At 67.2% G+C, this 24,799-nt stretch carries 27 protein-coding genes; 8 read left to right on the top strand and 19 right to left on the bottom strand.

Going from position 1 to position 24,799, the window contains the following annotated elements:
* Nucleotides 1–102 precede the first annotated feature (102 nt).
* Together cysS and ACR9ZH_RS06680 are read left to right on the top strand one after the other, a co-directional pair.
* Nucleotides 103–1,482 carry a cysteine--tRNA ligase gene (gene cysS / locus ACR9ZH_RS06685; protein ID WP_481289982.1) on the top strand — a complete coding sequence of 460 codons (1,380 nt, stop codon included), beginning with the start codon at nt 103–105 and terminating at the stop codon, nt 1,480–1,482.
* Nucleotides 1,479–1,910 (top strand): SufE family protein, encoded by a 432-nt coding sequence (locus tag ACR9ZH_RS06680; RefSeq protein ID WP_481289981.1) that lies wholly within the window; start codon nt 1,479–1,481, stop codon nt 1,908–1,910. The genes cysS and ACR9ZH_RS06680 overlap by 4 nt, the downstream gene beginning before the upstream one ends.
* Nucleotides 1,911–2,021: 111 nt before the next feature.
* On the opposite strand, the gene dksA is transcribed toward ACR9ZH_RS06680, so the two are convergent.
* Complete coding sequence (gene dksA / locus ACR9ZH_RS06675; protein WP_481289980.1) at nt 2,022–3,086, bottom strand: RNA polymerase-binding protein DksA; 1,065 nt, start codon at nt 3,084–3,086, stop codon at nt 2,022–2,024.
* Between the two features lie 169 nt (nt 3,087–3,255).
* Here dksA and yidD point away from each other — a divergent pair, with 169 nt between their 5' ends.
* From yidD to ACR9ZH_RS06660, 3 genes are read left to right on the top strand one after another with little or no spacing between them, the layout of a single operon-like run.
* Complete coding sequence (gene yidD / locus ACR9ZH_RS06670; protein WP_481290018.1) at nt 3,256–3,462, top strand: membrane protein insertion efficiency factor YidD; 207 nt, start codon at nt 3,256–3,258, stop codon at nt 3,460–3,462.
* Complete coding sequence (locus ACR9ZH_RS06665) at nt 3,455–4,795, top strand: dihydroorotase (protein WP_481289979.1); 1,341 nt, start codon at nt 3,455–3,457, stop codon at nt 4,793–4,795. The genes yidD and ACR9ZH_RS06665 overlap by 8 nt, the downstream gene beginning before the upstream one ends.
* 29 nt (nt 4,796–4,824) lie before the next feature.
* Nucleotides 4,825–5,583 carry a M23 family metallopeptidase gene (locus ACR9ZH_RS06660; protein WP_481290017.1) on the top strand — a complete coding sequence of 253 codons (759 nt, stop codon included), beginning with the start codon at nt 4,825–4,827 and terminating at the stop codon, nt 5,581–5,583.
* A 146-nt stretch (nt 5,584–5,729) separates the two neighbouring features.
* On the opposite strand, the gene folE2 is transcribed toward ACR9ZH_RS06660, so the two are convergent.
* From folE2 to efp, 7 genes are all read right to left on the bottom strand, one after another.
* Nucleotides 5,730–6,653: a GTP cyclohydrolase FolE2 gene (gene folE2, locus ACR9ZH_RS06655; protein ID WP_481289978.1), complete on the bottom strand. Its 924-nt coding sequence runs from the start codon at nt 6,651–6,653 to the stop codon at nt 5,730–5,732.
* Between the two features lie 98 nt (nt 6,654–6,751).
* Nucleotides 6,752–7,588, bottom strand: coding sequence for a squalene/phytoene synthase family protein (locus tag ACR9ZH_RS06650; RefSeq protein WP_481289977.1), 837 nt, complete (start codon nt 7,586–7,588; stop codon nt 6,752–6,754).
* Complete coding sequence (locus tag ACR9ZH_RS06645) at nt 7,585–8,265, bottom strand: HAD family hydrolase (RefSeq protein WP_481289976.1); 681 nt, start codon at nt 8,263–8,265, stop codon at nt 7,585–7,587. Before ACR9ZH_RS06645 ends, ACR9ZH_RS06650 begins: the two co-directional genes overlap by 4 nt.
* Nucleotides 8,262–8,969 carry a bifunctional 2-polyprenyl-6-hydroxyphenol methylase/3-demethylubiquinol 3-O-methyltransferase UbiG gene (gene ubiG, locus ACR9ZH_RS06640; protein ID WP_481289975.1) on the bottom strand — a complete coding sequence of 236 codons (708 nt, stop codon included), beginning with the start codon at nt 8,967–8,969 and terminating at the stop codon, nt 8,262–8,264. The genes ACR9ZH_RS06645 and ubiG overlap by 4 nt, the downstream gene beginning before the upstream one ends.
* A 5-nt stretch (nt 8,970–8,974) precedes the next feature.
* Complete coding sequence (locus tag ACR9ZH_RS06635; protein WP_481289974.1) at nt 8,975–9,259, bottom strand: YciI family protein; 285 nt, start codon at nt 9,257–9,259, stop codon at nt 8,975–8,977.
* Nucleotides 9,256–10,593, bottom strand: coding sequence for a TRZ/ATZ family hydrolase (locus tag ACR9ZH_RS06630; protein ID WP_481289973.1), 1,338 nt, complete (start codon nt 10,591–10,593; stop codon nt 9,256–9,258). The genes ACR9ZH_RS06635 and ACR9ZH_RS06630 overlap by 4 nt, the downstream gene beginning before the upstream one ends.
* Before the next feature lie 96 nt (nt 10,594–10,689).
* Nucleotides 10,690–11,271 carry an elongation factor P gene (gene efp, locus ACR9ZH_RS06625; RefSeq protein ID WP_481289972.1) on the bottom strand — a complete coding sequence of 194 codons (582 nt, stop codon included), beginning with the start codon at nt 11,269–11,271 and terminating at the stop codon, nt 10,690–10,692.
* A 65-nt stretch (nt 11,272–11,336) separates the two neighbouring features.
* Here efp and epmB point away from each other — a divergent pair, with 65 nt between their 5' ends.
* A complete protein-coding gene (gene epmB, locus ACR9ZH_RS06620) occupies nt 11,337–12,362 on the top strand; it encodes an EF-P beta-lysylation protein EpmB (protein WP_481289971.1) in 1,026 nt (341 codons plus the stop codon).
* A gap of 101 nt (nt 12,363–12,463) precedes the next feature.
* Nucleotides 12,464–14,527 (top strand): GGDEF/EAL domain-containing response regulator, encoded by a 2,064-nt coding sequence (locus ACR9ZH_RS06615; RefSeq protein WP_481289970.1) that lies wholly within the window; start codon nt 12,464–12,466, stop codon nt 14,525–14,527.
* Nucleotides 14,528–14,732: 205 nt separating this feature from the next.
* Here ACR9ZH_RS06615 and rplS read toward each other — a convergent pair whose 3' ends face one another.
* From rplS to ffh, 5 genes are all read right to left on the bottom strand, one after another.
* The gene (gene rplS, locus ACR9ZH_RS06610) at nt 14,733–15,125 is read right to left on the bottom strand and encodes a 50S ribosomal protein L19 (protein ID WP_481289969.1); all 393 of its coding nucleotides are present in this window, start codon (nt 15,123–15,125) and stop codon (nt 14,733–14,735) included.
* Complete coding sequence (trmD, locus tag ACR9ZH_RS06605; RefSeq protein WP_481289968.1) at nt 15,122–15,892, bottom strand: tRNA (guanosine(37)-N1)-methyltransferase TrmD; 771 nt, start codon at nt 15,890–15,892, stop codon at nt 15,122–15,124. The genes rplS and trmD overlap by 4 nt, the downstream gene beginning before the upstream one ends.
* 19 nt (nt 15,893–15,911) lie before the next feature.
* Complete coding sequence (gene rimM / locus ACR9ZH_RS06600; RefSeq protein WP_481289967.1) at nt 15,912–16,427, bottom strand: ribosome maturation factor RimM; 516 nt, start codon at nt 16,425–16,427, stop codon at nt 15,912–15,914.
* The gene (gene rpsP, locus ACR9ZH_RS06595; RefSeq protein ID WP_481289966.1) at nt 16,427–16,678 is read right to left on the bottom strand and encodes a 30S ribosomal protein S16; all 252 of its coding nucleotides are present in this window, start codon (nt 16,676–16,678) and stop codon (nt 16,427–16,429) included. The genes rimM and rpsP overlap by 1 nt, the downstream gene beginning before the upstream one ends.
* 103 nt (nt 16,679–16,781) lie before the next feature.
* Nucleotides 16,782–18,161: a signal recognition particle protein gene (gene ffh, locus ACR9ZH_RS06590; RefSeq protein ID WP_481289965.1), complete on the bottom strand. Its 1,380-nt coding sequence runs from the start codon at nt 18,159–18,161 to the stop codon at nt 16,782–16,784.
* Nucleotides 18,162–18,257: 96 nt separating this feature from the next.
* On the opposite strand from ffh, the gene ACR9ZH_RS06585 reads away from it, so the two are divergent.
* A complete protein-coding gene (locus tag ACR9ZH_RS06585; RefSeq protein ID WP_481289964.1) occupies nt 18,258–19,055 on the top strand; it encodes a cytochrome C assembly family protein in 798 nt (265 codons plus the stop codon).
* A 5-nt stretch (nt 19,056–19,060) separates the two neighbouring features.
* Here the strand turns inward: ACR9ZH_RS06585 and ACR9ZH_RS06580 are convergent, their stop codons facing one another.
* The 6 genes from ACR9ZH_RS06580 to ACR9ZH_RS06555 form a co-directional block, all read right to left on the bottom strand.
* Entirely contained in the window at nt 19,061–19,435 is a 375-nt protein-coding gene (locus ACR9ZH_RS06580) for a HepT-like ribonuclease domain-containing protein (RefSeq protein WP_481289963.1), read from the bottom strand.
* Nucleotides 19,432–19,722, bottom strand: coding sequence for a nucleotidyltransferase family protein (locus tag ACR9ZH_RS06575; protein WP_481290016.1), 291 nt, complete (start codon nt 19,720–19,722; stop codon nt 19,432–19,434). The genes ACR9ZH_RS06580 and ACR9ZH_RS06575 overlap by 4 nt, the downstream gene beginning before the upstream one ends.
* Before the next feature lie 92 nt (nt 19,723–19,814).
* Nucleotides 19,815–21,203, bottom strand: coding sequence for a DNA repair protein RadA (gene radA, locus ACR9ZH_RS06570; protein ID WP_481289962.1), 1,389 nt, complete (start codon nt 21,201–21,203; stop codon nt 19,815–19,817).
* 60 nt (nt 21,204–21,263) lie between these two features.
* Nucleotides 21,264–22,352 carry an alanine racemase gene (gene alr / locus ACR9ZH_RS06565; RefSeq protein ID WP_481289961.1) on the bottom strand — a complete coding sequence of 363 codons (1,089 nt, stop codon included), beginning with the start codon at nt 22,350–22,352 and terminating at the stop codon, nt 21,264–21,266.
* Between the two features lie 109 nt (nt 22,353–22,461).
* Nucleotides 22,462–23,214, bottom strand: coding sequence for an SGNH/GDSL hydrolase family protein (locus ACR9ZH_RS06560; protein ID WP_481289960.1), 753 nt, complete (start codon nt 23,212–23,214; stop codon nt 22,462–22,464).
* Between the two features lie 57 nt (nt 23,215–23,271).
* Complete coding sequence (locus ACR9ZH_RS06555) at nt 23,272–24,717, bottom strand: flavin-containing monooxygenase (protein WP_481289959.1); 1,446 nt, start codon at nt 24,715–24,717, stop codon at nt 23,272–23,274.
* Between the last annotated feature and the right edge of the window lie 82 nt (nt 24,718–24,799).

Below are 24,799 nucleotides of genomic sequence, written 5' to 3'. Positions count from 1 at the left end.
CCGCGCGTAGGCCGTCACCCAGGCTGCCCGCCGACTTGCCCAGCGCGTCCCTTGCTACTATCTCGGACTGGCTGCCTCGTCGCACACCGCCACGGATTTTCGATGCCGATCTCGCTCTACAACACCCTGTCGCGCCGCACGGAAGCGTTCATCCCCGTCGACCCCCAGCGGGTCACGATGTACCTCTGCGGGCCCACGGTCTACAACTACATTCACATCGGCAACGCCCGTCCGGCCGTGGTCTTCGACGTGCTGGCCCGCCTGATCCGCCGGCATTACCCGAAGCTGGTCTTCGCCCGCAACATCACGGACGTGGACGACAAGATCAATGCCGCGGCCGCAGCCGCCGGCGTGCCGATCGCGCAGATTACCGAGCGCTACGCCCAGGCCTATCGCGAGGACATCGCCCGGCTCGGCGTCGCCCCGCCGGACGTCGAACCGCATGCGACGGCCCACATTCCCCAGATCATCGCGATGATCGAGCGCCTGATCGCCGGAGGCCACGCCTACGAGGCCCAGGGCCACGTCCTGTTCCACGTCGAGTCCTACCCCGCATATGGCGCCCTCTCGGGCCGCGATCCGGACGAACTCCTCGCCGGCGCCCGCGTCGAAGTGGCGCCTTACAAGAAAAGTCCGGGCGACTTCGTCCTGTGGAAGCCGTCCGACGCCACCCTGCCCGGCTGGGACAGTCCCTGGGGCCGCGGCCGCCCCGGCTGGCACATCGAATGCTCGGCCATGAGCGAGGCGCACCTGGGCGAGACCATCGACATCCATGCCGGCGGCGTGGACCTCACCTTCCCGCACCATGAGAACGAGATCGCCCAGAGCGTCTGCGCTCACGGCGGCAAGGTCTTCGCGCGCTACTGGCTGCACAACGGCATGCTCACCTTCGACGGGCGCAAGATGTCCAAGTCGCTCGGCAACGTGCTCCAGTTGCACGATCTGCTGGAGAAGCATTCCGGCGAGGCGCTTCGCCTGATGCTGCTGCGCGGGCACTACCGCCAGCCGCTGGACTGGTCGGACGCTGCGATGACCCAGGCCGTGCGCACCCTGGATGGCTGGTACGGCGCGCTGCGCGACATGGCCGATGTGGAAGCCGGCGAACCCGTGGTACCGCAAGCGGTGGAAGCGGCGCTCTGCGACGACCTGAACACGCCGCAGGCGCTGGCCGAGCTGTCCCAACTCGCGGATGCCGCGCGCCGCGCGACCGGCAGCGCACGAGCGGCCGCCAAGACCGCGCTGCTCGGCGGCGGCGCGCTGCTGGGGCTGCTGCAACAGGATCCCGAAGCCTGGTTCCGCCAGGGCAATCCGGGCGAGGCCATCGATGCCGAGGCCATCGAGGCCTTGCTGGAGGAACGCCGCGCGGCACGCGCAGCGAAGGACTTCGCGCGTTCCGACGCCATCCGCGACCAGCTCAAGGAATGGGGTATCGCGATCGAAGACGGCGCCCAGGGGACGCGCTGGAGCGTGGTGAAGGCATGAACGCACCCGTCGAAACCAGCGCCCTCGAGGCACAGGCCGCAATCGCGGAGGAATTCGCGTTCTTCAGCGACTGGACCGAGCGCTACCAGTACCTGATCGACCTCGGCCGCCAGCTGCCGCCCTTCCCGGACGAACGCAAGACCGAGGAATACCGGGTGCATGGCTGCCAATCGATGGTATGGCTGATCCCGTCCGGCGACGCGTCGCGGATGCATTTCGACGCGGCCAGCGACTCGGCCATCGTCTCCGGGCTCATAGCCCTGGTGCTGCGGGTCTATTCGGACCGGCCGGCCCGGGAGATCGTGGAGACGGAACCGAGCTTCATCCAAGAAATCGGCTTGGCGAAGCATCTCTCGCCGACCCGGTCGAACGGCCTGGCGGCGATGCTTGCGAAATTGAAGGCCTACGCGGCCGAGGCCCTGGTGTAGGAGCGCGCAAAGCGCGCGACATGTTTTGGGGCCGAACCCCCAAGCTGACGCGCCAGCTCGGGGACGGGGGCTAAAAGCTGTCGCGCGCAGGCGCGCTCCTACAACGCGGCGTCAGTCGCCCATCTGCTTCTGCAGGTGTTCGCGGCGCTCCTGGGCGTCCAGGGACAGCGTGGCGATCGGGCGGGCGTCGAGGCGGTCGACGCCGATTTCCTCGTCGGTCTCCTCGCAGTACCCGTAACGGCCTTCCTCGATCCGGCGCAAGGCCTTGTCGATCTTGGAGATCAGCTTGCGGTAGCGGTCGCGGGTGCGCAGCTCCAGCGAGTTTTCGGTTTCGCGCGTGGCGCGCTCGGCTTCGTCGCCCACGTCACGGACTTCCTCGCGGAGGTTGTCCATGGTCTGGCGCGATTCCTCGACCAGCTGCTCGCGCCATTCCTTCAGCTTGTTGCGGAAGTAGGCGAGCTGACGGGGATTCATGTATTCCTCGTCGTCGCTCGGCCGGTAACCCTTGGGGAGGTCGATGACGGTGGAAGCAGGCAGGGCGTAGCGGCCGTCTTCGCGCGTGATGCCGTTGTCGGCGGTAGGGGTGGCAGTGCTGTTCATGCTGGCTTGAGCGGACTTCTCGTTTCTGGATGAGTTGGTGCCGGCCACCGCGGAGGCAGTCCGTGGCGGCGCGGCGGCGACGGCCGATGCCGTGCGCCCCTTTTCGGACGCGGCGGGTGCGGCCGTCGCGGTTTTCTTAGTTGCCGCCGGCGCGGGCGCCGGAGCGGGTGCGGCCTTTACCGGACCCGCGGATGCTTTCTTCGCCGCGGCAGGTGCGGGCTTCGCCGCCGCCTTGGGTGCGGGCTTTGGTGCAGCCGTCTTGGTCGCGGGCTTGGACGCGGCAACCGGCGCCTTGGCAGCCTTCGCCGGCGCCTTCTTGGCCGGTGCAGCCTTCACGGGCGTCTTGGCAGCCGGTTTTGCGGCAGCCGTCTTCGCGGGCGCGGGCGTGGCTTTCTTCGGAGCGGCCTTGGCAGCCGTCTTCGTGGGCGATTTCACCGCTGCGCGCGCCGCCGTCTTGACCGGCGCCTTCGCGGTCTTCACTCCGGCCGTTACCGTCCTGGCCTTCTTCACGTCGCCGGCTCCGCCCTTCTTGGCGGCTCCCTTGGCGGTTGCGGAACTACGAGCATTTTTCGCCATTTCCTTCACCTCGGTGGCCGTGGCGGCGGGGTGTTATAGCCCAGATGCGTTACCCCAGCAACCCGTCTTCTGGGATACTGTCGACTGGCCTACGCCGGTCGATACCGGACACACAGTGACCCGCCTCCTCCTATTCCTGCTGTCTCTCTACAAACGGTGGTTGAGCCCGATGCTCGGGGCCCGCTGCCGGTTCCATCCATCCTGTTCCGATTATGCACGGGTTGCCATAGCGCGCTTCGGGCCGCTGCGTGGCGGCATCCTCGGTGCATGGCGCATCCTGCGCTGCCAGCCGTGGTGCGAAGGCGGCATCGATCCCGTTCCCGAACATTTCGTCCTGCGCCGCTGCGGCGCCCAAGGAGCACATACCCATGACTGACGCCTGGCTCATCAAGAACGCCGAACTGGTCAACGAAGGACGGCGCTTCACCGCCGACGTCCGCCTGCGCGACGGAAAAATCGAGACGATCTCGCAGAGTCTGGAAAAAGTACGTGACGAAGAGGTTATCGACGCCACCGGCCTGTGGCTGCTGCCGGGCATGATCGACGACCAGGTGCACTTCCGCGAGCCGGGCCTCACCCAGAAAGCCGACATCGCCCATGAATCGCGCGCCTGCGCCGCAGGCGGCATCACCAGCTTCATGGAGATGCCCAACACGAAGCCGCCCGCGCTGGACAGCGCTTCGCTGGAAGCCAAGTACGCGCGCGCCGCCGAGACCTCGGTGGTGAACTACGCCTTCTACATGGGCGCGAGCAACGACAACCTCGAGGCGATCCGGGCACTCGATCCGAAAAGCGCCCCGGGCATCAAGGTGTTCATGGGCGCCTCCACCGGCAACATGCTGGTGGACAACCCGGAAACGCTCGACCAGATCTTCCGCGACGCGCCCACGCCGATCATCACGCACTGCGAAGACACGCCGATGATCGACGCCAACCACGAAAAGGCGCGGGAAAAGTACGGCGAAGACATTCCCGCCTGGGAGCACCCGCACATCCGCTCCCGCGAAGCCTGCATCAAGTCGACCAGCCTGGCCATATCGCTGGCAAGAAAGCACAACACCCGCCTCCACGTACTGCACATTTCCACCGCCGACGAACTTGCGCTGTTCGAGCCGGGCCCGATTGAGGGCAAGCGGATCACGGCCGAAACCTGCGTGCACTTCCTCCATTTCGGCGGCAAGGCCGATTACGACGAGAAGGGTTTCCTCATCAAGTGCAACCCGGCGATCAAGGACGAGGCCGATCGGGAAGCCATCACGAAGGCGCTGGCCGAAGGCCGCCTGGACGTGCTCGCCACCGACCACGCGCCGCACCTTCTGGAAGAGAAGCAGCAGAAGTACGACAAGGCACCCTCGGGCCTGCCTCTGGTGCAATTCGCGTTGCAGGCGGCGATCCAACGCGTGACCGAAGGAAAGCTCACGCTGGAACGCGTGGTGGAAACCGTGTGCCACAACCCGGCGAAGCTCTTCGATGTAAAAAACCGCGGCTTCCTGCGCGAGGGTTACGCCGCCGACCTGGTGCTGGTGGATCCGAACAAGCCGCACACCGTCACCCGCGAAGAAGTGCTGTCGAAATGCGGCTGGTCGCCGTTCGAAGGCATCACCTTCAGCAGCAGCATCGCCTCCACCTTCGTCAATGGACAGCGCGTGTTCGACGGCCGGAAGGTCGACGATTCCATTCGCGGGCAACGGCTGGCTTTCGATCGATGAGAAGATTCTTAGGCGTGCTCGTCACGCTCATGGGGTCCACCACGGCGATGGCCGCCACGGCCGCCCTGCCCGCCGCCGTATCGCAAGGCGCCCTGGTGATCGGCCACGCCATGCCCGGCACGCGGGTGGCCGTCGCAGGCAAGCCGGTGCACGTGGGTGACGACGGCGTCTTCGTGTTCGGCGTAGGGCGCGACGAGAAGGGCCCCGTCGTGGTGACGCTGGGCAACGACCGTCGCAACGTGCCAGTCACGCCACGCGACTGGCCCATCGAACGCGTGGAAGGCGTACCGCCGAAGACGGTGAACCCACCGCCGGCCCTCGCGGCGCGCATCGCCCGCGAGCAGGCCGAGGTGGTTGCGGCGCGGGACCGCGACGATGCCCGGGAAGATTTCGCCAAGGGTTTCATCTGGCCGGTGACGGGCCGCATCAGCGGCCGCTTCGGCAACCAGCGCATCTACAACGGCGATCCGAAGGCGCCTCATTCGGGCATGGACATCGCCGTGCCCGAGGGCACGCCGGTGAAGGCCCCGGCGGATGGGGTGATCACCTTCGCGAAGCCGGACCTCTATCTCACCGGCGGCACCTTGCTGCTCGACCACGGCTTCGGCCTGTCGTCGAACTTCCTGCATCTCTCGCGCATCGACGTGAAGGTGGGCCAGCACGTACGCCAGGGCCAGGTCATCGGCGCCGCGGGCAAGACCGGCCGCGCCACCGGCCCGCACCTGCACTGGGGCTTCAACTGGTTCGGCGTGCGGCTGGATCCCTTGCTGCTGCCCGGCATTCGCTGAGACTGCCTGCTGCCGCCCGGTACTGTAGGAGCGCGCACAGCGCGCGACAGCTTTTGGGGACGAGAGCTACAGGGCCTGCTGCTCTTGGCGAAAAGCGGTCGCGCGCAGGCGCGCTCCTACAGGGCGCCTGCGCATTTCTCTGTTCGTTAGCGGACTTTGGAGGCGAAGGCCACCGCGTCGTGCGGGTGCAGGCTTTCGTGGTGAGAGACGCGCAGGTGGAAGTCGGCGATGTTCGGATCGTCCGACAACGCCTTCTGGATGCGCCGCGCCGCGTCCTCGCAGAACATCAGGTTCTGCCCGTTGGCGAGCGCGAAGGCCTGCTCGTCGGCGCGCTTCACTGCCGTCTGCACGGGCGTGCCGAGGGCGGCTTCCACGTTGTCGATCATGCCGATCAGCGGGAACACGCCCTCACCCGCCGGCCGCACGCGAATGGTGGCGGTGCTGCGCTGGGCATGGGGCGTGGCGACGATGCCCTGCTCCGTGCCGAGCCACGCGAGGATCGTCTCGCGATCCAGCGGCTGGTCGGCGGAGAAGGTCTTCGCGAAATTGTCCTGGATCAGCTGGCGCGACAACGCCGCCGAAGCGGGACAGGTGGACGAATACACGACGTCGGTCGTGATCTCGATGCGGAAGGTACTGCCCGTGAGCGTGGCGTCGATCGTGATCGGATACGCCCGCCAGCCGCTGTTGTCGCTGCGCAGCGACTTGCGCCGCACCAGGTGCTCGAAGCCCACGGTGAGCCGCGCATGGTCGGAGAGGCCTTCATGCGAGGCCAGGAACGATTCCAGCAAGGCGCGAATGCCCGCAACGGTGAGCGGGCCGGCCGACAGTGCCTCCGAGACCAGGAGGTATAGCCGCGACATGTGGATGCCGCGCACCTCGGGCTTCACGAGGTTCACGAAGGCACCGACCCGGGCGCCGGTGGATCGGACGTCGCCGTCGCCGGCGTCGAACGCCACCGGCATTTCCATGCCATCCATGCCCACCCAATCGAGGGTGCCGATGGCCAGGGCATGTTCCTGTGAGGCGACATCGGGCAGAAGGCGGGTGGGGGAATCGTGGATGTACATCAGGGAATATCCTTGGGACGTGCCGTTATCCGGCTTACCGTGACCCACATGGGGTCCTGGGGAACTGGCTCAATGCTTAGTGCCGGGAAACGGTCCGTTCAGCCAAATCGTCCTGCATGACGCGCGGCCAGCCAGGCCCGGACCGCCGTGGCGGGTCCGGACAGCGATTGGCGCCGGTGCAGTTCGGCGAAGGGTTCAGCGGCCTTGGCGGCTCCCGTGGCCGTGGAAAGCGCGGTGCGGCCTTCGAGTCCACGGAAGGTGCTGAGCGGCTCGCCCAGCGCCAGCGCCTCGCGCAGGCCACCCGCCAGGTCCCGCAATTGCTCCCGCAAAGCTTCCCGGCGTGCGGGGGAATCGTCCTTCAACTGCGCGCGCGAAAGACCGTGACGGGCCAGGCGCGCCATCGGCAGGGGCAGGCGCTCGCTTTCCGCATCCAGCTCCAGCCGGGACAGGGCGAACACCAGGTGCGCCAGGGTCGCGATGCGCGCGGCGGATTCCGCCGGGGCGGCCTCGCCGAACCACCACGCGTTCTCGAGTACGGCCAGGGCCGCATGGAGCCCGCGCGAAGCCGCCACCTGGGCCGCGAAATCCGACGCCGTGCCCTGCTCCAGCTGGGCCATCGCCGCCAGGACGGGTGCCAGCCAGAGGGCCGCTGGAATGGCGCGGGCGCGTTCGCTCGCGAAGAGTGCCTGGGTGAGCGGATGCCGGCCGCCGCTTGCCGCCGCGCCGGACAGTTCCTCGGCCCACCATTGCAGCTTGGCCGCGGCCACCTGCGGCTCGCGGATGCCGTAGGCCGAGGCCACCAGTTCCTGTTCCAGGGCCGCCAGGGCGATGCGCTCGTCGCGCACCCGCTCATCGACGAAGCCAAGGGCTATCCGTTGCTGCGGCTGCACCGCCAGCCACTTGTCCACGAAGCTGCGGGTCGCGCCGTCGCTCACGCCGCGACCTCACCCACGCCCAGCAAGGCGGCGAGTTCGTCGGCACTGTCGAGCACGGCATCGGCACCCCAGCTCTCCGGATCGCCCCCGTCCAGGTAACCCCAGCGCACCGCCACGGTGAACATGCCCGCGGCGTTGCCGGCGAGGATGTCGCGGCGATCGTCCCCGACGAACACCGAGCGTGCGGGGTCGCAACCCGCGAGCGCGGCGGCATGCAGCACGGGCGCGGGATCGGGCTTCTTCACCGGCAGCGTATCGCCCGACACCACCGCGGCGGGCTGCCAGTGCGGCACGGCCAGCGGCAGAAGGGCATCGGTAAGGAAGCCCGGCTTGTTGGTCACGATCCCCCAGCGGATGCCCGCGGCGTCGAGCCCGGCGAGCATCGCCTCGATGCCGTCGAACGGCACGGTATGGCTGGCCATCCCCGCCTCGTAGATGGCGAGGTAACGTGGCACCAGCTTGAGCAGGTCGTCCGGATCGATGCCGGGAAACCCGGCGCCGATGATCGCACGCGTACCGCGCGAGACCACGGCACGCACGCGTTCGTACGGCGGCGGCTCGAGACCTTGCTCGGCGCACAGCACCAGAAGCCCGGCGTACAGGTCCGGCGCGCTGTCGAGCAGCGTGCCGTCGAGGTCGAAGAACGCGCCTTCCGGCTTGAACGGCAAGGCACTCACGCGGCCTTCCTCGCCGACAGCACGTAGTTCACCGAGGTGTTCGCCGAGAGGCTGGCGTTGCGCGTGAGCGGGTTGTACGAGAGGCCCTGCAGGTCTTCCAGCTCCAGCCCGAAACGGCGCAGCATCGAGGCGACTTCCGACGGCTTCAGGAACTGCGCATAATGGTGCGTGCCGCGCGGCAGCAGGCGCATGAGGTATTCCGCGCCCACGATGGCCGCACCGAACGCGGCCGGGGTGCGGTTGAGCGTGGAGAGGAACAGCTGGCCGCCCGGCTTGAGCATGGCCGACAGGTCGCGCACCAGCGCCAGCGGATCCGGCACGTGCTCGATCATCTCCATGCAGCACACGGCGTCGAACGAGGCCGGCTCGGCCTCGGCCAGTTCCGTGGAGGACTGCACGCGGTAATCGACCTGCAGGTTGGATTCGAACAGGTGCAGCTTCGCGATCTGGATCAGCTTCTCGCCGAGGTCGATCGCCGTGACGTTCGCCCCGGCGCGCACCAGCGCCTCGCTGAGCAGGCCGCCACCGCAACCCACGTCCACCACCTTTGCGCCGCGGAGGTTCGTGCGGCCGGCGATGTACGCGGCGCGCACGGGATTGAGGTCGTGGAGCGGGCGCGATTCGCCGTCCGGATCCCACCAGCGCGCGGCGAGCTTCTCGAAGCGCGCGATTTCTTCCGCGCTGACATTGCCCTGGTTCTGCATGGCGTTCACTCCTCCTTGCCGGGACGGCGTGCGCGCCACTCGTGGACGGTGAGCGTCGACGAGCCGGTGATGTGCAGCGGATCGCTGTGCACGATCTGCATGGCGGTCTCGAGGTCGGGCGCGCGCAGGATGTAGGCCCCGCCGCTGCTGTCGGTGAAGGGACCGGTGAGTTCGAGCAGGTCCTGCTCGATCAGGTCCTGGAGGAACGCCTGGTGCGAGACCCCGGCCTCGGCCTGGAATCCGGGCGTGCGCATGGCGAGCACGAGGTAGAGATGCAAGGGCTGGTTCATGCTGCGTCCTCCGCGGCGATGCGTTCGCGCCAGGCGCGCGCCTTCGCGCGGACGGCGGCGGTATCGATGTCGATCAGTTCCCCGGCGGCGAGCTTCCGCCGTCCGTCGATCCAGACGTCGCTGACCTGGTGCCGGCCCGTGGCGTACACCAGTTGCGATGCCACATGGTAAAGCGGCTGGGTTTCCAGCGCATCGAGACGCACGGCGGCGAGGTCGGCGCGCTTGCCCGGCTCGATCGACCCCACGCGCTCGCCAAGGCCGATGGCCTTCGCGCCGTTCAGCGTGGCGGCGCGCAGCGCGTACGCGGCGTCGAAGGCGGCGGCGTCGCCCGCCACGGCCTTCGCCAACAGGGCCGCGGTGCGCATTTCGCCGAACATGTCGAGGTCATTGTTGGAGGCGCAACCGTCAGTGCCGATGCACACGTTCACGCCGGCGGCGCGCAGCTTCTCCGCGGGACAGAAGCCCGAAGCCAGCTTGAGGTTCGATTCCGGGCAGTGCACGACCGAGACGCCCGCCTTCGCGCAGGCCGCGATTTCAGCGTCGGTGAGCTGGGTCATGTGTACGGCGACGAGGCGGTCGTTGACGAGGCCGAGCTTCTGCAGGCGCTGGAACGGACGGATGCCGTCCTTCGCCACGGCCTCTTCCACTTCGTGCGCGGTCTCGTGCGTATGCAGGTGCACGGGGATGTCGAGCTGGTCCGCGAGCACGCGGATGCGTTCGAAGTTCTCGTCCGAGACGGTGTATGGCGCATGCGGCACGAAGGCCGTGCTGAGCAGCGGCTCGCCACGCAGGCTGTCATGCACTTCCAGCGCGCGGCTGAAGTACTCGTCCGAGGTTTTCGCCCAGGCGGTGGGGAAATCGATCACCGGCAGGCCGATCACGGCGCGGAAGCCCATCGCGCGGTAGGTCGCGGCGATCACGTCCGGGAAGAAATAGTTTTCGTTGGCGCAGGTGGTCCCGCCACGGATCATTTCCGCCACGGCCAGTTCCACGCCGTCGCGGATGAAGTCCGGACCCATCACGCGGCCTTCGGCCGGCCAGATGTGGTCTTGCAGCCAGGTCATTAGCGGCAGGTCGTCGGCCAGGCCGCGCAGCAGCGTCATGGGGTTGTGCGTGTGCGCGTTGATCAGGCCCGGGATCAGCGCGTGTTCGTCGAGCACCACGCGCTCGCGGGGTGCATAGGCGGCACGCGCCTCCCCGATGGGCAGCAGGGCGACGATGGCCCCTTCATGCACGGCCACGGCATGGTCTTCGAGAACCACGGCGTGCGGTTCCACGGGGACGACCCAGCGGGCCTCCACGAGGAGATCGATTTCGGTGCGGCTGGCGGTCATCCGGGTCTCTCGGTGGGGAAGTCGGGAGCCTCAATGCAAGAGCGGCACGGCGCCCGAGGGGCTGCCGTGCCGCGAGAGAGGGGCGAATTGCTGGCCTTACTTGACGCGGCTGTCGTACTCGCCCGTGCGCGTATCGACCCGGATCACTTCGTCCTGATTGACGAAGAGCGGCACGCGGACCACGGCGCCCGTTTCCAGTTTGGCCGGCTTGCCGCCGCCACCCGAGGTATCGCCGCGCACGCCCGGATCGGTCTCGACGATCTTGAGTTCGACGAACTTCGGTGCCTGGACGGCGATGACCTGCGTTTCGTTGAACAGCGTGATGACGCACTCCTCGTCGCCCTTCAGCCACTTCCAGGCATCGCCCATAGCGGCCAGGTTGGCGCGGTACTGCTCGAAGGTTTCCGAGTGCATGAAGACCCACTCGCGATCGTCGCCGGAGCCCTCGATGTACGAGAAGGTGGCGTCGGTATCGACGGCGTTGGCCTCTTCGTACGAATCGCTGGACTTCAGGGTGAGCTCGGTGGTGCGCCCGGTCTTCAGGTTGCGCAGGTTGATGCGGGTGAACGCCTGGCCCTTGCCCGGCTTGATGAAGTCGGCCTCGGTGATGATCCACGGATCGCCGTTGTGAAGGATCTTCTTACCCGTTTTGACGTCATTGAGGCCAAGGGTCGCCATGCGAATCTGCTCCAGAGCTAAAATAGAGGCTGTCACGGGCCTCCGGGCCCGATCCAAGGTCCGCAATGATAACCGCAAGCCCCTCTTCCCGCCTATCGCCGCCCGTCCGGGACTGGCGTGAACTCTGGCGGGAATCCATCACTGATGCAGGTGAACTCCTCGCCGCCGTCGGCCTGGCCGAGCGCACCGACCTCCTGCCGCTGGACGATGCCGGCTTCCCGCTGCGCGTGCCGCGCGGGTTCGTGGCGCGGATGAGCCAGGGCGACCCGGCCGATCCGCTGCTGCTGCAGGTGCTCCCGAGAGCCGCGGAGCACGCGGTGACCGAAGGGTATGCGGTCGACGCCGTCGGCGACATGGCCGCCCGGGCCGGCCACGGCGTGCTGCACAAGTACGATGGCCGGGCCCTCCTGATCGCCAGCGGCAGCTGCGCGGTGAACTGCCGCTATTGCTTCCGCCGGCACTTCCCCTATGCCGAGGAGATCGCAGCGGCGGCCCAATGGCGCGAGGCGCTGGCCCACGTGCGGGGCGATACATCGATCCGCGAACTGATCCTCTCCGGTGGCGACCCGCTCTCGCTGGCGACGCACAAGCTCGAGGAACTGACCCAGGGGCTGGCCGAGCTGCCCCACGTGATCCGCCTGCGCATCCACACGCGCCTGCCGGTGGTCCTGCCAGAGCGGGTCGACGAGGCTTTCACGGCCTGGCTGAGCGCCGTGCCGCTGCAGAAGGTGGTGGTGCTCCACGCCAACCACGCCAACGAGTTCGACGCCGGCGTGGACGCGGCCTGTGCCCGCCTGCGCGCGGCCGGCGCCAGCCTGCTCAACCAGGCGGTGCTCCTGCGTGGCGTGAACGACGACGTGGGCGCGCTGGCGGCACTGGGCGAACGCGCCTTCGCCGCGGGCGTCCTGCCCTACTACCTGCACCAGCTCGACAAGGTCCAGGGTGCCGCCCACTTCGAGGTGGACGACGACCGGGCCCTCTGGCTCATGGAGGCCCTGCGTGCCCGTCTCCCGGGCTACCTGGTGCCCCGGCTGGTGCGTGAAATGCAGGGCGACCCCGCAAAGCGACCTATTGCTGATTTCGCGCGTTAGTATGGGCGGCGTCCGGTCAGCATGACCTGTCCGGGCCGCGCCATGGGGGGAACGAGCCGGTCATCCGGTTCGCGGGATGGGCAAGCAGCAACCGGAACGGCATGAAACACGACAACGTCATCAGGATCCTCTTCATCGAAAGTTCGGTGGAAGACGCCGAGCTCTTGATCAATGTCTTGCGCAACGGCGGCATCGCGGTGCGCCCCGCCCGGGCCACCAATCCCGATGAGATCAAGGCCTGTCTCGACGAGATCGTGCCGGACCTGGTGCTGATGAGTCCCACTGTCCCCGGCATCGATCCAGTGGCGGTGATGCGCCAGCTCGATGCCAGCGGACGCGACCTCGCGCTCATCGCCGTGGTGGAGAGCCTGCATGACGACGCCACGGCGGACCTGATCACCAGCGGCCTGCGCGGCGTGGCGCTGCGCAAGCGTCCGGACCAGGTGCTTGCCGTCGTCCAGCGCGAATTCGAGTCGCTTTCCACACGTCGCGCCGTCCGCCGGCTCGAAACCGCGCTGCGCGAGACCGAGCGCCGCTGCGACGCCCTGCTCGATTCCTCGCGCGATGCCATCGCCTACGTGCACGAAGGCATGCATGTGCGCGTCAACCAGGCCTACCTCGAGGCCTTCGGCTTCGCCGAGTTCGACGATCTCCTCGGCCTGCCCATCCTCGACCTGGTCGCCGGCACCCATGCCGATGAATTCAAGAACACCCTGCGCAGCCTCTCCAGGGGCGAGAAGGTACCGCCCGCGATGGAACTGCTGGCCCGTCGCGACGACGGCAGCACCTTCAAGGCGATGGTCGATTTCGCCCACGCCACGTTCGAAGGCGAATCCTGCCTGCAGATCGTGTTCCGCCAGCAGACCGTGGACGCGGCCCTCGTGGCCCAGCTGCAGCGCGATCCGGTCACCGGCCTGTTCAACCGCGCGCGCACCCTCGAGTACATCGACGAGGCGGTGGCCGCCGCCGCCGCGGGCAGCGCGGGCCAGGCCGTCATCCTGCTCGAGCCGGACAACTGGAAGGACATCGTTGCCAGCACCGGCATCGGCAACGCCGACCACCTCCTTGCGGCGCTTGCCGCGAAGGTCACGGAGTCGATCGACGAGGACGATATCGCCGGCGTGGTCGGCGACCATACGCTGGGCCTGATCCTCTCCTCCCGGGGCGACCTGGAGCACGCGGCGCTTACCGAGCGGCTGCGCACCACCATTGCCGAGACCATCTTCGATGCGGGTTCGCGTTCGCTGACGGTGACGATCACCATCGGCGGCACCTTGCTGGCCGAGAAGAACGCCAACACCGAAACCGTGCTCGACCAGGCGAGCGCGGCGCTGCGTGCGGCGCAGAACCAGGGCGGCAACCGCGTGGAACTGCACGACCCCAGCGCGCGCGAGAAGGCCGACGCGGAGCGCGAGCAGTACTGGCTGGACCTCGTGCGCGAGGCGCTGGCCAAGGACGGTTTGCGCCTGTACCACCAGCAGATCATCAGCCTGCAGGACGCGGCCGGCGAGTACTACGAAATCCTGGTCCGCATGCGCGGCCCGAAGGGCGACGTGCTGCCCTCGTATTTCTTCCCCGTGGCCGAACGCAACGGCCTGCTCCCCGCCATCGACCGCTGGGTGCTGGGCCATGCCATCGACGCCCTCGTCCATCGCGAGAACGACGGGCTAACCACCACCTACTTCGTGAAGATGACCCTGCAGTCGCTGGAAGACCCGGAATTGCTGCCGTGGCTGATCCGCCGCCTCGAAGCGGCGAACCTGCGCCGCAGCAAGCTGGTCATCGAGATGCCGGAGTCGAAGGTGCTGACCAGCCTGCGTCCTACGCAGGAGTTCGTCTCCGGCTGGCGCAAGGCCGGCGGCGGCTTCGCCATCGAGCAGTTCGGCTCGGGGCTCAACTCGTTCCAGTTGCTGACCCATGTCGAGACCGACTTCCTGAAGATCGACCGCAGCTTCATGACCGACCTGCCGCAGCATCCGGAAAACCAGAAGAAGATCGCCGAGATCTGCAAGGAAAGCCACGCCTCCGGCAAGCAGACGGTGGCCGAATGGGTCGAAGACGCCGTAAGCACGTCGCTGCTGTTCGCCTGCGGCGTGGACTTCATCCAGGGCAACTTTCTGCAGGAGCCGGCAAAGGTGCTGGCCGAGGAATACATGCCGGTGTAGGAGCGCGCCCTGCGCGCGACATCTTTTGAGGCCGTGACCCGGAGCTGGCGCGCGAGCCTGGAGACTGGTGCGAAAAACTGTCGCGCGCAGGCGCGCTCCTACAGCAGCTCTGGCGCACTCCAAACATGCCGCGCCAGAAATCAGCCGTGCCAAACAAAAAGCCCGCGATCGCTCGCGGGCTTTTCTTTCACCTTGCGCCAGCCGGTTACTCGGCGGTGGCGGCCTTCTTCGCGGCCTTGGCGGCAGCGGCGGCGGCGACGTCTTCCTTGATGCGGGCGGCCTTGCCTTCCAGGCCACGCAGGTAGTACAGCTTCGCGCCGCGGACCTTGCCCTTGCGCTTCACTTCCACCGAGTCGATCGCGCGGCTGTGCGACTGGAACACGCGCTCGACGCCGGTGCCGTGCGAGATCTTGCGCACGGTGAAGGCGGAATGGAGGCCGCGGCTGCGCTTGGCGATGACGATGCCCTCGAACGCCTGGACGCGCTCGCGGTTACCTTCCTTCACCTTCACGTTGACGATCACGGTATCGCCAGGACCGAAATCCGGCAGCTGGCGGGTGATCTGCTCGGCTTCGAACTGTTGGAGGAGTTTGTTCATGGCGCACCTGTCGTTGTAGCGTTTAGCCGTTCATAGTCACGGCGGAATTCATCCAGCAATGCCCTCGACTCGTCGTCGAGCGCACGCTGCGTTAGCAGATCCGGCCGGCGCAGCCAGGTACGACCCAGCGACTGCTTGCGACGCCAGCGGCGAATGGCCGCGTGATCGCCGGAAAGCAGCACCTCCGGCACGCCGCCCAATGCATCGTGATGCACGGGACGGGTGTAATGCGGGCAATCCAGCAGGCCATCCGAGAAGGAGTCCTGCTGGGCGGACTGCGCGTCGTTCAACGCGCCTTCCTGTAGACGACCCACCGCATCGATGATCACCGCTGCGCCGAGTTCCCCGCCTGACAGCACATAATCGCCGATTGAGAGCTCCTCGTCGACCTCGTGCTCGAGCAGGCGTTCGTCCACACCCTCGTAACGTCCGCAAATCAGGGCGATTCGCGGCATCTTGGCCAGCGCTTCCACCCGTTTCTGCGTCAGCCGCGCACCTTGCGGGCTGAGATAAATCACATGCACCGGCTCCGGTGCCGCCCCGCGGATCGCCTTAAGCGCCGCTCTCAGGGGTTCGACCAGCATCACCATGCCGGGGCCCCCACCGAAGGGACGACCATCCACGGTGCGGTAATTGTCGGTGGCGAAATCGCGAGGGTTCCAGGTTTCCACCTGCAACAGTTCGCGCTCCTGCGCCCTTCCGACCACCCCGATCGCGGCCGACTGGCGGACGAAATCGGGAAACAGCGAAACCACGTCGATGCGCATGATCTTCAGGCTTCGCCGTTCAGAACTCGGGGTCCCAGTCCACCACGATGCGCCCGGCGTCGAAATCGACCGAATGCACGTAGGGGCCCTGGACAAATGGAACCAGTCGCTCCCTGTCGCCGTCCTTCACCACCATGACGTCGTTGGCCCCGGTGGAAAACAGATGGCTCACCCGGCCCAGCATCGCGTCCTCCATGGTGACGACCTCGAGGCCTTCGAGATCGGTCCAGTAGAACTCGCCCGGCGCGGGCGGCGGCAGCGTGTCGCGCGAAACCGTGATTTCGCAACCGACCAGGGCGGCCGCCTGGTCGCGATCCTCGATGCCCGGCAGGGTGGCGACGATGCCTTTGCCCTGCGCGCGACCGCGGATCCCGTTCATCTCCCTTTCCACGCCCGGCGCGGTCAGCAGCCACGGCTGGTAACGGAAGATCTGGATGCGGGGTTCGGTCCAGCTTTCGAGCTTGACCTGTCCCTGCACGCCGTGGAGCCCGACAATGCGCCCTACGCGGACGCGCTTCCCGGACTCCGCTGACATCAAGCCGCCAGCTTGCCGGCTTCCTTCACGAGGGCACGGACCTTGTCGGTCAGCTGCGCGCCCTTGGCCACCCAGGCCTGGACCTTGGCGACGTCGAGCTCCAGGCGCTTGTCGGCGCCGGCAGCGACCGGGTTGTAGTAACCGACGCGTTCGATGTTGCGACCATCGCGCGGCGCGCGCTGATCGGTCACGACGACGTGATAAAACGGACGGCCCTTGGCGCCACCGCGCGAAAGACGAATCTTGACCATAAGTTACGAGCTCCAGAGTGCCGCTTACCGGCAAGGCGCGCGCGAGAAGCGGGCGCGGTAAAGCCGAACATTTTAGCGAAAGTTTCCCAAAATGGAAGGGGTTTCAGCGCGGAGGCATCATCCCACCCATGCCGCCCATGCCCTTCATGGCGCCGCGCATCTGCCGCAGGAGGCCCTTGCTGCCGCCCTTGGACAGCTTGGACATCATTTTTTCCATCTGCATGTACTGCTTCAGCAGGCGGTTCACGTCCGCCGGCTGGGTGCCCGAGCCCCGCGCCACGCGGGCCTTGCGCGACCCGTTGAGCAGGTCGGGGTGGCGGCGTTCCTTCTTGGTCATCGAGCCGATGATGGCGACCATGCGCTTCAGCTCGTTGTCGTTGACCTTGGATTTCACGCTGTCGGGGATGCTGCCCATGCCCGGGAGCTTGTCCATGAGGCCGGCCAGGCCACCCATGTTGGTCATCTGCTCGAGCTGGTCGCGCATATCGTTGAGATCGAAGCGCTTGCCCTTGATGACCTTCTCGGCCAGCTTCTGGGCCTTCTCCTGGTCCACCTTGCGCTCGACCTCCTCGACCAGCGACAGGACGTCGCCCATGCCGAGAATGCGCTGGGCCACGCGGTCCGGATGGAACGGCTCGAGGGCGTCGCTCTTTTCGCCGGCACCAAGGAACTTGATGGGACGGCCGGTGACGTAGCGCACCGACAGGGCGGCACCGCCACGGGCGTCGCCGTCGGTCTTGGTCAGCACCACGCCGGTGAGCGGCAGCGCGTCGGCGAAGGCCTTGGCGACGTTCGCGGCGTCCTGACCGGTCATGGAATCGACCACGAACAGCGTTTCGATCGGGTCCAGCGCGCCGTGGAGGGCCTTGATCTCCTCCATCATCGCCTCGTCGACGTGCAGGCGACCGGCGGTATCCACCAGCAGCACGTCGATCACTTCGCGGCGGGCCGCGGCCACGGCGGCCCTGGCGATATCGACCGGATTCTGGCCGGCCTCGGAGGGGAAGAAGGACACCTCGACCTGGCTGGCCAGGGTGCGCAGCTGCTCGATGGCGGCCGGACGGTAAACGTCGCAGCTCACGACCATCACGCGCTTCTTCTTGCGCTCCTTGAGGAAGCGGGCCAGCTTGCCGACGGTAGTGGTCTTGCCCGCGCCCTGGAGGCCGGCCATGAGCACGACGGCCGGCGGCTGCGCGGCGAGGTTCAGCTCGCTGTTGGCCGCGCCCATGAGGGTGGTGAGTTCGTCGCTGACGACCTTCACCAGGGCCTGGCCCGGCGAGAGGCTCTTCAGGACTTCCTGGCCCACGGCGCGCACCTTCACGCGCTCGACCAGTGCCTTCACCACCGGCAGGGCCACATCGGCCTCCAGCAGGGCGATGCGCACTTCGCGGAGGGTCTCGCGGATGTTTTCCTCGGTCAGCCGGCCGCGGCCACGCAGGCGGTTGACGGTGTCGGACAGGCGCTGGCTGAGCGATTCGAACATGGGGAATTCGGTTCGTGATGCGATAAACCACCGATTATAGCGGATGCCGACCCGCCGCATTCACGCCCCGCAGCGGCTATGCCACACTGCGCCTCCATGATCGTCACCGCCCTCTCCCTGGCCGCCGTCGTCCTGTACCTGTCCGCCGCCGGCGTCCTCGCCAGGCCGCTCGCCACGGGCGGCCAGCCGCTGGCGCGCTGGGGCATGACCCTGGCGACTTTCGCTGCGCTGGCTCACGGCGCGCTGCTGCTCACCGCCCATCGTGGCACGCTCGACCTGCACTTCTTCGCCGCGCTTTCGCTCGTCGCCTGGATCGCCTCGGCGCTCACCCTGGTGGTGAACCTGTCGCGCCCCGTCGCCGGCCTGGGCATCCTCATCTTTCCGCTGTCGGCCGCCTTCCTCGCCGTGGATGCGTTCCTCGCTCCGCGCACCGCGCCGCAGTCGATGACCTGGCAGATCGAACTGCACGTGACCATCGCGGTGTTCGCCTTCGGCATCCTTTCGATCGCCGCCGCGCTGGCGATCCTCCTCGCCATCCAGGAACGCGCCCTGCGCCGCAGCCGTTTCGGCCACTGGCTGCGCGCCCTGCCCCCGCTCACGCTGACCGAAGTGCTGCTGTTCCGCCTGATCGCGGTCGGCTTCGTGCTGCTCACCCTCACCCTCGTCACCGGCGCGCTGTTCGTCGGCGATCTGTTCGGCCAGCACCTCGTGCACAAGACGGTGCTGTCGATCATCGCGTGGATCGTCTTCGGCGTGCTGCTCTGGGGACGCTGGCGCTACGGATGGCGCGGCATCCGCGCGGTCTACCTCACGCTGATCGGCATGGGCGTCCTGCTGCTGGCGTTCTTCGGCACCAAGGCGGTGCTTGAGCTGATCCTGCACCGCGCCCCATAACAGCACTATTCGCGACTGGCGTCGATCGCCTGTACGCGCTTACGCACACTCGCCAGTTGCTCAAGCAACTTGGGGAGTGCCGATTTCACGGTATCCCACACCAGATCGAGATTGATGTCGAAATAGCCATGGGCAATGCGATTGCGCATGCCGCGCATGCTGCGCCAAGGCACCTCGTCATGGGTGGCTGCGAACGCGGCATAGCCGTCCATCACTTTCGTGGCAGCCTCGCCTATGATGATGAGACTCATAACAACGGCCTGCTGAGTGCGCTTGTCCGTAAGAAAGTCTTGTCTGGTCAACCCTTCCACGAAGCCACAAGCATCCGTGGCAGCCTGATGCATGTGATCGAGATAGTCCGAGAGACGGCTTTCACTCATACCGGACGTGCTTCCGCAAGCACCTTGGCGCGGAAATCCGGCGGCAGATCGGCCGGAGTGAGGAGATCGACGTGAAGACCCAGCAGAGACTCCAATTCGTCCTGAAGCCCGCCAAGGTCGAACAAAGTGGCGCCCGGCAGCGCATCGACGAGAAGATCGATATCGCTACCGTCTTGATCGGTACCATGCAGCACCGAGCCGAAGACCCTGGGATTTATCGTGCGAAAGCGGCTCACTGCTTCGCGCACAGCGCTTCGTTTCAGGTCGAGCACGACGGATGGCCGCATGGATATCCCTTCTGATTCGAAACTGGGTGTGATGGTATGTAATAGGGGATCGGCTTTCCAGCGCCATTCGTAAAGTGACACGATCGCCGAGCCTACTCCCGGCTGGCGTCGATCGCCTGGGACAGGCGTTCGACGCCGATGATTTCCATCTCGCCCACGCGGCCGCGCTTCGGCGCGTTCGCGGCGGGCACTACCGCGCGGCGGAAACCGTGGGTGGCTGCTTCCTTCAGGCGCTCCTCGCCGTTGGGCACGGGGCGGATTTCCCCCGAGAGGCCCACTTCGCCGAAGGCGATGGTCTTCTCCGGCAGCGGGCGATCGCGCAGGCTCGAAAGCACGGCCATCAATACCGGGACATCGGATGCGGTTTCCTGTACGCGGATGCCGCCCACTACGTTGACGAAGACGTCCTGGTCATAAGCGGCCACACCGCCGTGCCGGTGCAACACGGCGAGCAGCATCGCGAGACGGTTCTGCTCCAGGCCGAGCACAACCCGGCGCGGATTGCCGAGCGAGGACTGGTCCACCAGTGCCTGCACTTCCACCAGCAGCGGCCGCGTGCCTTCGCGGGTGACCATCACGGCGCTGCCGGGCGTCGGCCCGGAGTGCGCGGAGAGGAAGATCGCCGAGGGATTCGGCACTTCGCGCAGGCCCTTATCGGACATCGCGAACACGCCAAGTTCGTTCACCGCGCCGAAGCGGTTCTTGAACGCGCGCAGCACGCGGAAGCGGCTGCCCGACTCGCCTTCGAAGTACAGCACCGCATCGACCATGTGCTCCAGCACGCGCGGGCCGGCGATGCCGCCTTCCTTGGTGACGTGACCGACGAGGAACACCGAGGTGCCGGTTTCCTTGGCGAAGCGCGTGAGCTTCGCCGCCGATTCGCGCACCTGGCTCACGGAGCCCGGCGCAGCGGTAAGCAGTTCCGTCCAGATGGTCTGGATCGAGTCGATCACAAGCACCCGCGGACGCGCGGACGCGGCCTGCTCGAGGATGCGTTCGATGCAGGTTTCCGCCAGCGCATGCAGCGGCCCGAGCGGCAGGTCGAGGCGCTGCGCGCGGCCTGCGACCTGCCCCAGCGATTCCTCGCCGGTGACGTAGAGACTGGGCAGGCTCGCACCCAGGGTCCCGAGCATCTGCAGCAGCAGGGTCGATTTGCCGATGCCTGGATCACCGCCGATCAGCACCACCGAGCCGTCGACGAGGCCGCCGCCGAGCACGCGGTCGAGTTCGCCTATGCCAGTATTCGTACGCGCCTCGGCCGTCAGGAGCACTTCGGTGAGCGGCGTGATCTTCGGCGCACCCGCGGCCTCGCCGGCATAGCCGCCGCGACGCGCACCCGTCGAAACGGCATTCGGCTTCGCCGGCTGCACCATGAATTCGGACAACACGTTCCATTCGCCGCATTCGGCGCACTGGCCCTGCCATTTGCTGTGTTCGGCGCCGCACTGGGTGCAGACGTAGGCGGTCTTGGCCTTGGCCATCGTTCGGTGTTCCTCAGGCGAAGCGGGATGTATAGCGCGGATGCGTCGCAAGGGACGCGATCAGGCCTCGTCTTCGACGAACAGGACGCGCCGGGTCATGCCGCAGGTGAGATCGTAGGAGATCGTGCCGGCCGAGGCAGCCACCGTTTCCACGGGCAGGCCTTCGCCCCAGAGCGTCACCTTGTCGCCCACGCGCGCATCCGGCACCCCGCGCAGGTCCAGCGTGATGAGATCCATGGATACGCGCCCCACCAGCGGCGCGACGCGGCCGTTGACCAGCACCGGGGTGCCCGCGGCCGCACTGCGCGGATAACCGTCGCCGTAGCCGATGGCGGCGACGCCCACGGCCATGTCCTCCGGACACTCGTAGGTCCCGTTGTAGCCAACGCGCTCGCCCTTCGCGAGACGATTGATCGCCACCAGCCGCGTGCTGAGCGACATCGCCGGACGGAAGCCGAAGTCGGCGCCCGACCGCCCTTCCACCACGGAGAGGCCGTAAAGCAGGCCACCGGTACGGACCCAGTCGCCGCGCGCATCCGGCCAGCCCAGCACGGCGGCCGAGTTGGACAGGGCCCGCGGGCCCTCCAGCCCCTCGGTGGCCTCGCGGAAGCGGGCGATCTGCAGCGCGGTGTCGCGGCCCTCGAATTCCTCGGACGAGGCGAAGTGGGTCATGAGTCCGACCTCCCCTTCGACCACGGCCATGGCCCGCAGGCTCGCATGGACCTCCCGTGCCCGCTCCGGCGCGAAACCGAGGCGGTGCATGCCGGTGTCGACCTTGATCCAGACTCGCAGCGGTCCTCGCGCCGGATCGGCCCTGGCCAGCCAGGGGAGCTGGGTCTCGTGGTGGATCAGCGCATCGAGGCGCAGGCGCTGCATTTCCACGAGGTCCGACGGCGAGTCCGGCCCCGACAGCACGACGATCCGCTGCCGGTGCCCGGCCGCGCGGAGGCGAAGCCCGTCCGCGATGGCGGCCACGGCGAAGGCTTCGGCTTCGCCATCGAGGGCGCGTGCCACGCGTTCCAGACCGTGGCCGTAAGCGTCCGCCTTCACTACCGCCATGACCCTGGCTGGCCCCGCCAGCGCACGAACGCGGGCAAGGTTGTGGCGAAGGGCGCCGAGGTGGACGGTGGCGACGGTAGTGCGGCTCATGGCGTGGGAATGATCGGGTGGTGACAACTGACCGCCCAGTCTATCCGCAACAAGCGGGCAAGCATGGGGCAACGAAGAGGCAGGCTGCCGAGGGCGCCCGCCGGTGCCTTCACTTGAGAGCCAGTGCCTTGTCGATGGCCGACTGCGCAAGTGGGGCCATCACCTCATAACCCGCGGCGTTCGGATGGAGGCCATCGTCGCTGAGATCCTTCTTCAACATGCCGCGTGCGTCGACCATCGCCGTGTAGTAGTCGAGGAAGACGAGGTGCTCGCGCGCGGCGTACGCCTTGATCCAGGCGTTGAGCGCACGAACGGTCTCCGGCGGCCGTTGCGCCGTCTGGTCCTTCACGACATCGTCGTGCACGGGCATCACCGAGGCCATGACCACGCGTATGCCATGTGCCCGGGCCAGGTCGGCCATCGAGGCTAGGTTGTCCTCGATCATCGCCAGGCTCGCAGGACCGGTGTTGCCGGCAATGTCGTTGGTACCGGCGAGGATCACGACGACCGCGGGCTTGAGCGCGATCACATCCGCACGGAAACGGATGAGCATCTGCGGCGTCGTCTGCCCGCTGATGCCGCGGTTAACGTACGGCCGCCCCGGGAAGAACTTTCCGACGGAGCGCCCCCAGAAGTCCGTGATCGAGTCGCCCATGAAAACGACGCGCTCCTCGCCGGGCTTTGGTGGCGCCAGCGCGGCATTGTCCTTGGCGTAACGGTCGAGGTCCGGCCAGTCGTTGAGCAGCTTCTCGATGTCCGCGCGCTGGCCGGCCGCAGGATGTTCTGGGAGAACGATGCGATGCGACGCCAGGGCACTAGCCGCGAACAGGCACGTAATGAAGACCAGACAGGCACGGAACATCGATACTCTCCGGAATGTGGTGCCCCCGAGACTACCTCCTTTCGTGTGGTGCGGTGCTTACGAGAGGCTCAGCGCCGGATCCTCGATCGGCGCTCGCAGCAATGTCCTTCGATCCCACTCGTAGCGATGGCTCACGCGCCACGGTCCTTCCCTGCCCTGCCGTGGCATCGACGCTTCGCCGCGCGCCACGTAGCCGGCACGCAACTCGTCGAGGATGCACACATCGAGCGCCTCGTCCTCCGGCGCGCGCGGCGTTGCCGTCGTGGCGCCACGCTCGTCCATATGGCGCAACAGGCGGCACACGTATTGCGCGGCCAGGTCGACCTTCAACGTCCACGATGCGTTGATGTAGCCGAAAAGCACGGCGAGGTTCGGGATGCCGTCGAGCAGAACGCCCTTGTAGGTGAGCGTCTTTCCGGGATCGCGCGGCACGCCGTCGACCTCGACGCGCATGCCGCCGAGGGCCTGGAGATTGAAACCCGTGGCGCTGATGACGATGTCCGCTTCCAGGACATTCCCCGAGGCCAGGCGGACCGCGTTGCCTTCGAAACCCGCGACCTCATCGGTCACCACGGAGGCCTTGCCCGCGCGCAAGGTCTTGAACAGGTCGCCATCGGGCACGACGCACAGGCGCTGGGTCCATGGCGCATAAGCCGGGGTGAAATCGGCGATCGGAGCGCGGTCGCCAAGCTGGCGCCGGACGGCGCCGAGCAGGAGCTTCCGCATACGCGAAGGCCAGCGCATCGCCGCCTTGTAGAGCACACGCTGCAACAGGATGTTCCGCCGTCGCGCGAGTGCGTAAACGAGTTTACCGGGCAGCAGACGCAGGAGCGCGGCCGAGATCGCATCGCGCGAAGGCACGGAAAAGAGGTACCCCGGCGAGCGCTGCAGCATCGTCACGTGGGCAGCCTGCTCCGCCAGCGCCGGCACCAGCGTAATGGCCGTGGCGCCGCTGCCGATCACCACCACGCGCTTGTTCCGCCAATCCAGATCGACCGGCCAGTGCTGCGGATGAACGATCCGCCCGGTGAATTCGGCAAGGCCCGGAAAGTCGGGCATATGACCGCAGTCGTAATCGTAGTAGCCGGTTGCGCCAACGAGGAAGCCGCAGGTGAAGACGCGCGCCGAACCGTCGTCGTGCCGTGCGTGGACGGTCCAGCGGCGTTCCGCGGACGACCAGCTGGCACTGACCGTGCGCAGGCCGAACAGGATCTTGTCCTCGATGTCGAACTCGCGGGCCGTGTCGATCACGTACTGCCGGATCGAGGGGCCATCGGCCAGCACCTCCAGTTCGTTCCAGGGGCGGAAACCGAAGCCGAACGTGAACATGTCGGAGTCCGAGCGCACGCCCGGGTAACGGAACAGGTCCCACGTGCCACCCATGGCCTTGCGCCGCTCGACGATGCCCACGCGCTTATCCGGGCAGGCCAGGGCCAGCCGGCAGGCCATGCCGATGCCGGAAAGGCCGGCGCCGATGATGAGGACGTCGTAGTGCTGATCCATGGCGCACCTCCGTAAGGCTGGAGGTTACGCTCCCGGGATGCTTGCCGCGAGCACCCCCATCGCCGCTGAAGCGGCTCCCGCA

The sequence above is a fragment of the Luteibacter sp. SVR4-7G genome (assembly GCF_056755555.1).
This window is presented reverse-complemented; position numbering and strand designations above follow the sequence as displayed.

What these genes read in the sequence shown, in the direction of transcription:
- ACR9ZH_RS06575 (WP_481290016.1), bottom strand. Translation starts at nt 19,722, where the DNA reads ATGCGGCCATCCGTCGTGCTCGACCTGAAACGAAGCGCTGTGCGCGAA.
- ACR9ZH_RS06680 (WP_481289981.1), top strand. Translation starts at nt 1,479, where the DNA reads ATGAACGCACCCGTCGAAACCAGCGCCCTCGAGGCACAGGCCGCAATC.
- folE2 (WP_481289978.1), bottom strand. Translation starts at nt 6,653, where the DNA reads ATGTACATCCACGATTCCCCCACCCGCCTTCTGCCCGATGTCGCCTCA.
- rimM (WP_481289967.1), bottom strand. Translation starts at nt 16,427, where the DNA reads ATGTCAGCGGAGTCCGGGAAGCGCGTCCGCGTAGGGCGCATTGTCGGG.
- rpsP (WP_481289966.1), bottom strand. Translation starts at nt 16,678, where the DNA reads ATGGTCAAGATTCGTCTTTCGCGCGGTGGCGCCAAGGGCCGTCCGTTT.
- ACR9ZH_RS06585 (WP_481289964.1), top strand. Translation starts at nt 18,258, where the DNA reads ATGATCGTCACCGCCCTCTCCCTGGCCGCCGTCGTCCTGTACCTGTCC.
- ACR9ZH_RS06560 (WP_481289960.1), bottom strand. Translation starts at nt 23,214, where the DNA reads ATGTTCCGTGCCTGTCTGGTCTTCATTACGTGCCTGTTCGCGGCTAGT.
- epmB (WP_481289971.1), top strand. Translation starts at nt 11,337, where the DNA reads ATGATAACCGCAAGCCCCTCTTCCCGCCTATCGCCGCCCGTCCGGGAC.
- alr (WP_481289961.1), bottom strand. Translation starts at nt 22,352, where the DNA reads ATGAGCCGCACTACCGTCGCCACCGTCCACCTCGGCGCCCTTCGCCAC.
- ACR9ZH_RS06635 (WP_481289974.1), bottom strand. Translation starts at nt 9,259, where the DNA reads ATGAACCAGCCCTTGCATCTCTACCTCGTGCTCGCCATGCGCACGCCC.
- ACR9ZH_RS06615 (WP_481289970.1), top strand. Translation starts at nt 12,464, where the DNA reads ATGAAACACGACAACGTCATCAGGATCCTCTTCATCGAAAGTTCGGTG.
- ACR9ZH_RS06555 (WP_481289959.1), bottom strand. Translation starts at nt 24,717, where the DNA reads ATGGATCAGCACTACGACGTCCTCATCATCGGCGCCGGCCTTTCCGGC.
- rplS (WP_481289969.1), bottom strand. Translation starts at nt 15,125, where the DNA reads ATGAACAAACTCCTCCAACAGTTCGAAGCCGAGCAGATCACCCGCCAG.
- ACR9ZH_RS06630 (WP_481289973.1), bottom strand. Translation starts at nt 10,593, where the DNA reads ATGACCGCCAGCCGCACCGAAATCGATCTCCTCGTGGAGGCCCGCTGG.
- trmD (WP_481289968.1), bottom strand. Translation starts at nt 15,892, where the DNA reads ATGCGCATCGACGTGGTTTCGCTGTTTCCCGATTTCGTCCGCCAGTCG.
- radA (WP_481289962.1), bottom strand. Translation starts at nt 21,203, where the DNA reads ATGGCCAAGGCCAAGACCGCCTACGTCTGCACCCAGTGCGGCGCCGAA.
- cysS (WP_481289982.1), top strand. Translation starts at nt 103, where the DNA reads ATGCCGATCTCGCTCTACAACACCCTGTCGCGCCGCACGGAAGCGTTC.
- ubiG (WP_481289975.1), bottom strand. Translation starts at nt 8,969, where the DNA reads ATGCAGAACCAGGGCAATGTCAGCGCGGAAGAAATCGCGCGCTTCGAG.
- yidD (WP_481290018.1), top strand. Translation starts at nt 3,256, where the DNA reads ATGCTCGGGGCCCGCTGCCGGTTCCATCCATCCTGTTCCGATTATGCA.
- ffh (WP_481289965.1), bottom strand. Translation starts at nt 18,161, where the DNA reads ATGTTCGAATCGCTCAGCCAGCGCCTGTCCGACACCGTCAACCGCCTG.
- dksA (WP_481289980.1), bottom strand. Translation starts at nt 3,086, where the DNA reads ATGGCGAAAAATGCTCGTAGTTCCGCAACCGCCAAGGGAGCCGCCAAG.
- ACR9ZH_RS06580 (WP_481289963.1), bottom strand. Translation starts at nt 19,435, where the DNA reads ATGAGTGAAAGCCGTCTCTCGGACTATCTCGATCACATGCATCAGGCT.
- ACR9ZH_RS06665 (WP_481289979.1), top strand. Translation starts at nt 3,455, where the DNA reads ATGACTGACGCCTGGCTCATCAAGAACGCCGAACTGGTCAACGAAGGA.
- ACR9ZH_RS06660 (WP_481290017.1), top strand. Translation starts at nt 4,825, where the DNA reads ATGGGGTCCACCACGGCGATGGCCGCCACGGCCGCCCTGCCCGCCGCC.
- efp (WP_481289972.1), bottom strand. Translation starts at nt 11,271, where the DNA reads ATGGCGACCCTTGGCCTCAATGACGTCAAAACGGGTAAGAAGATCCTT.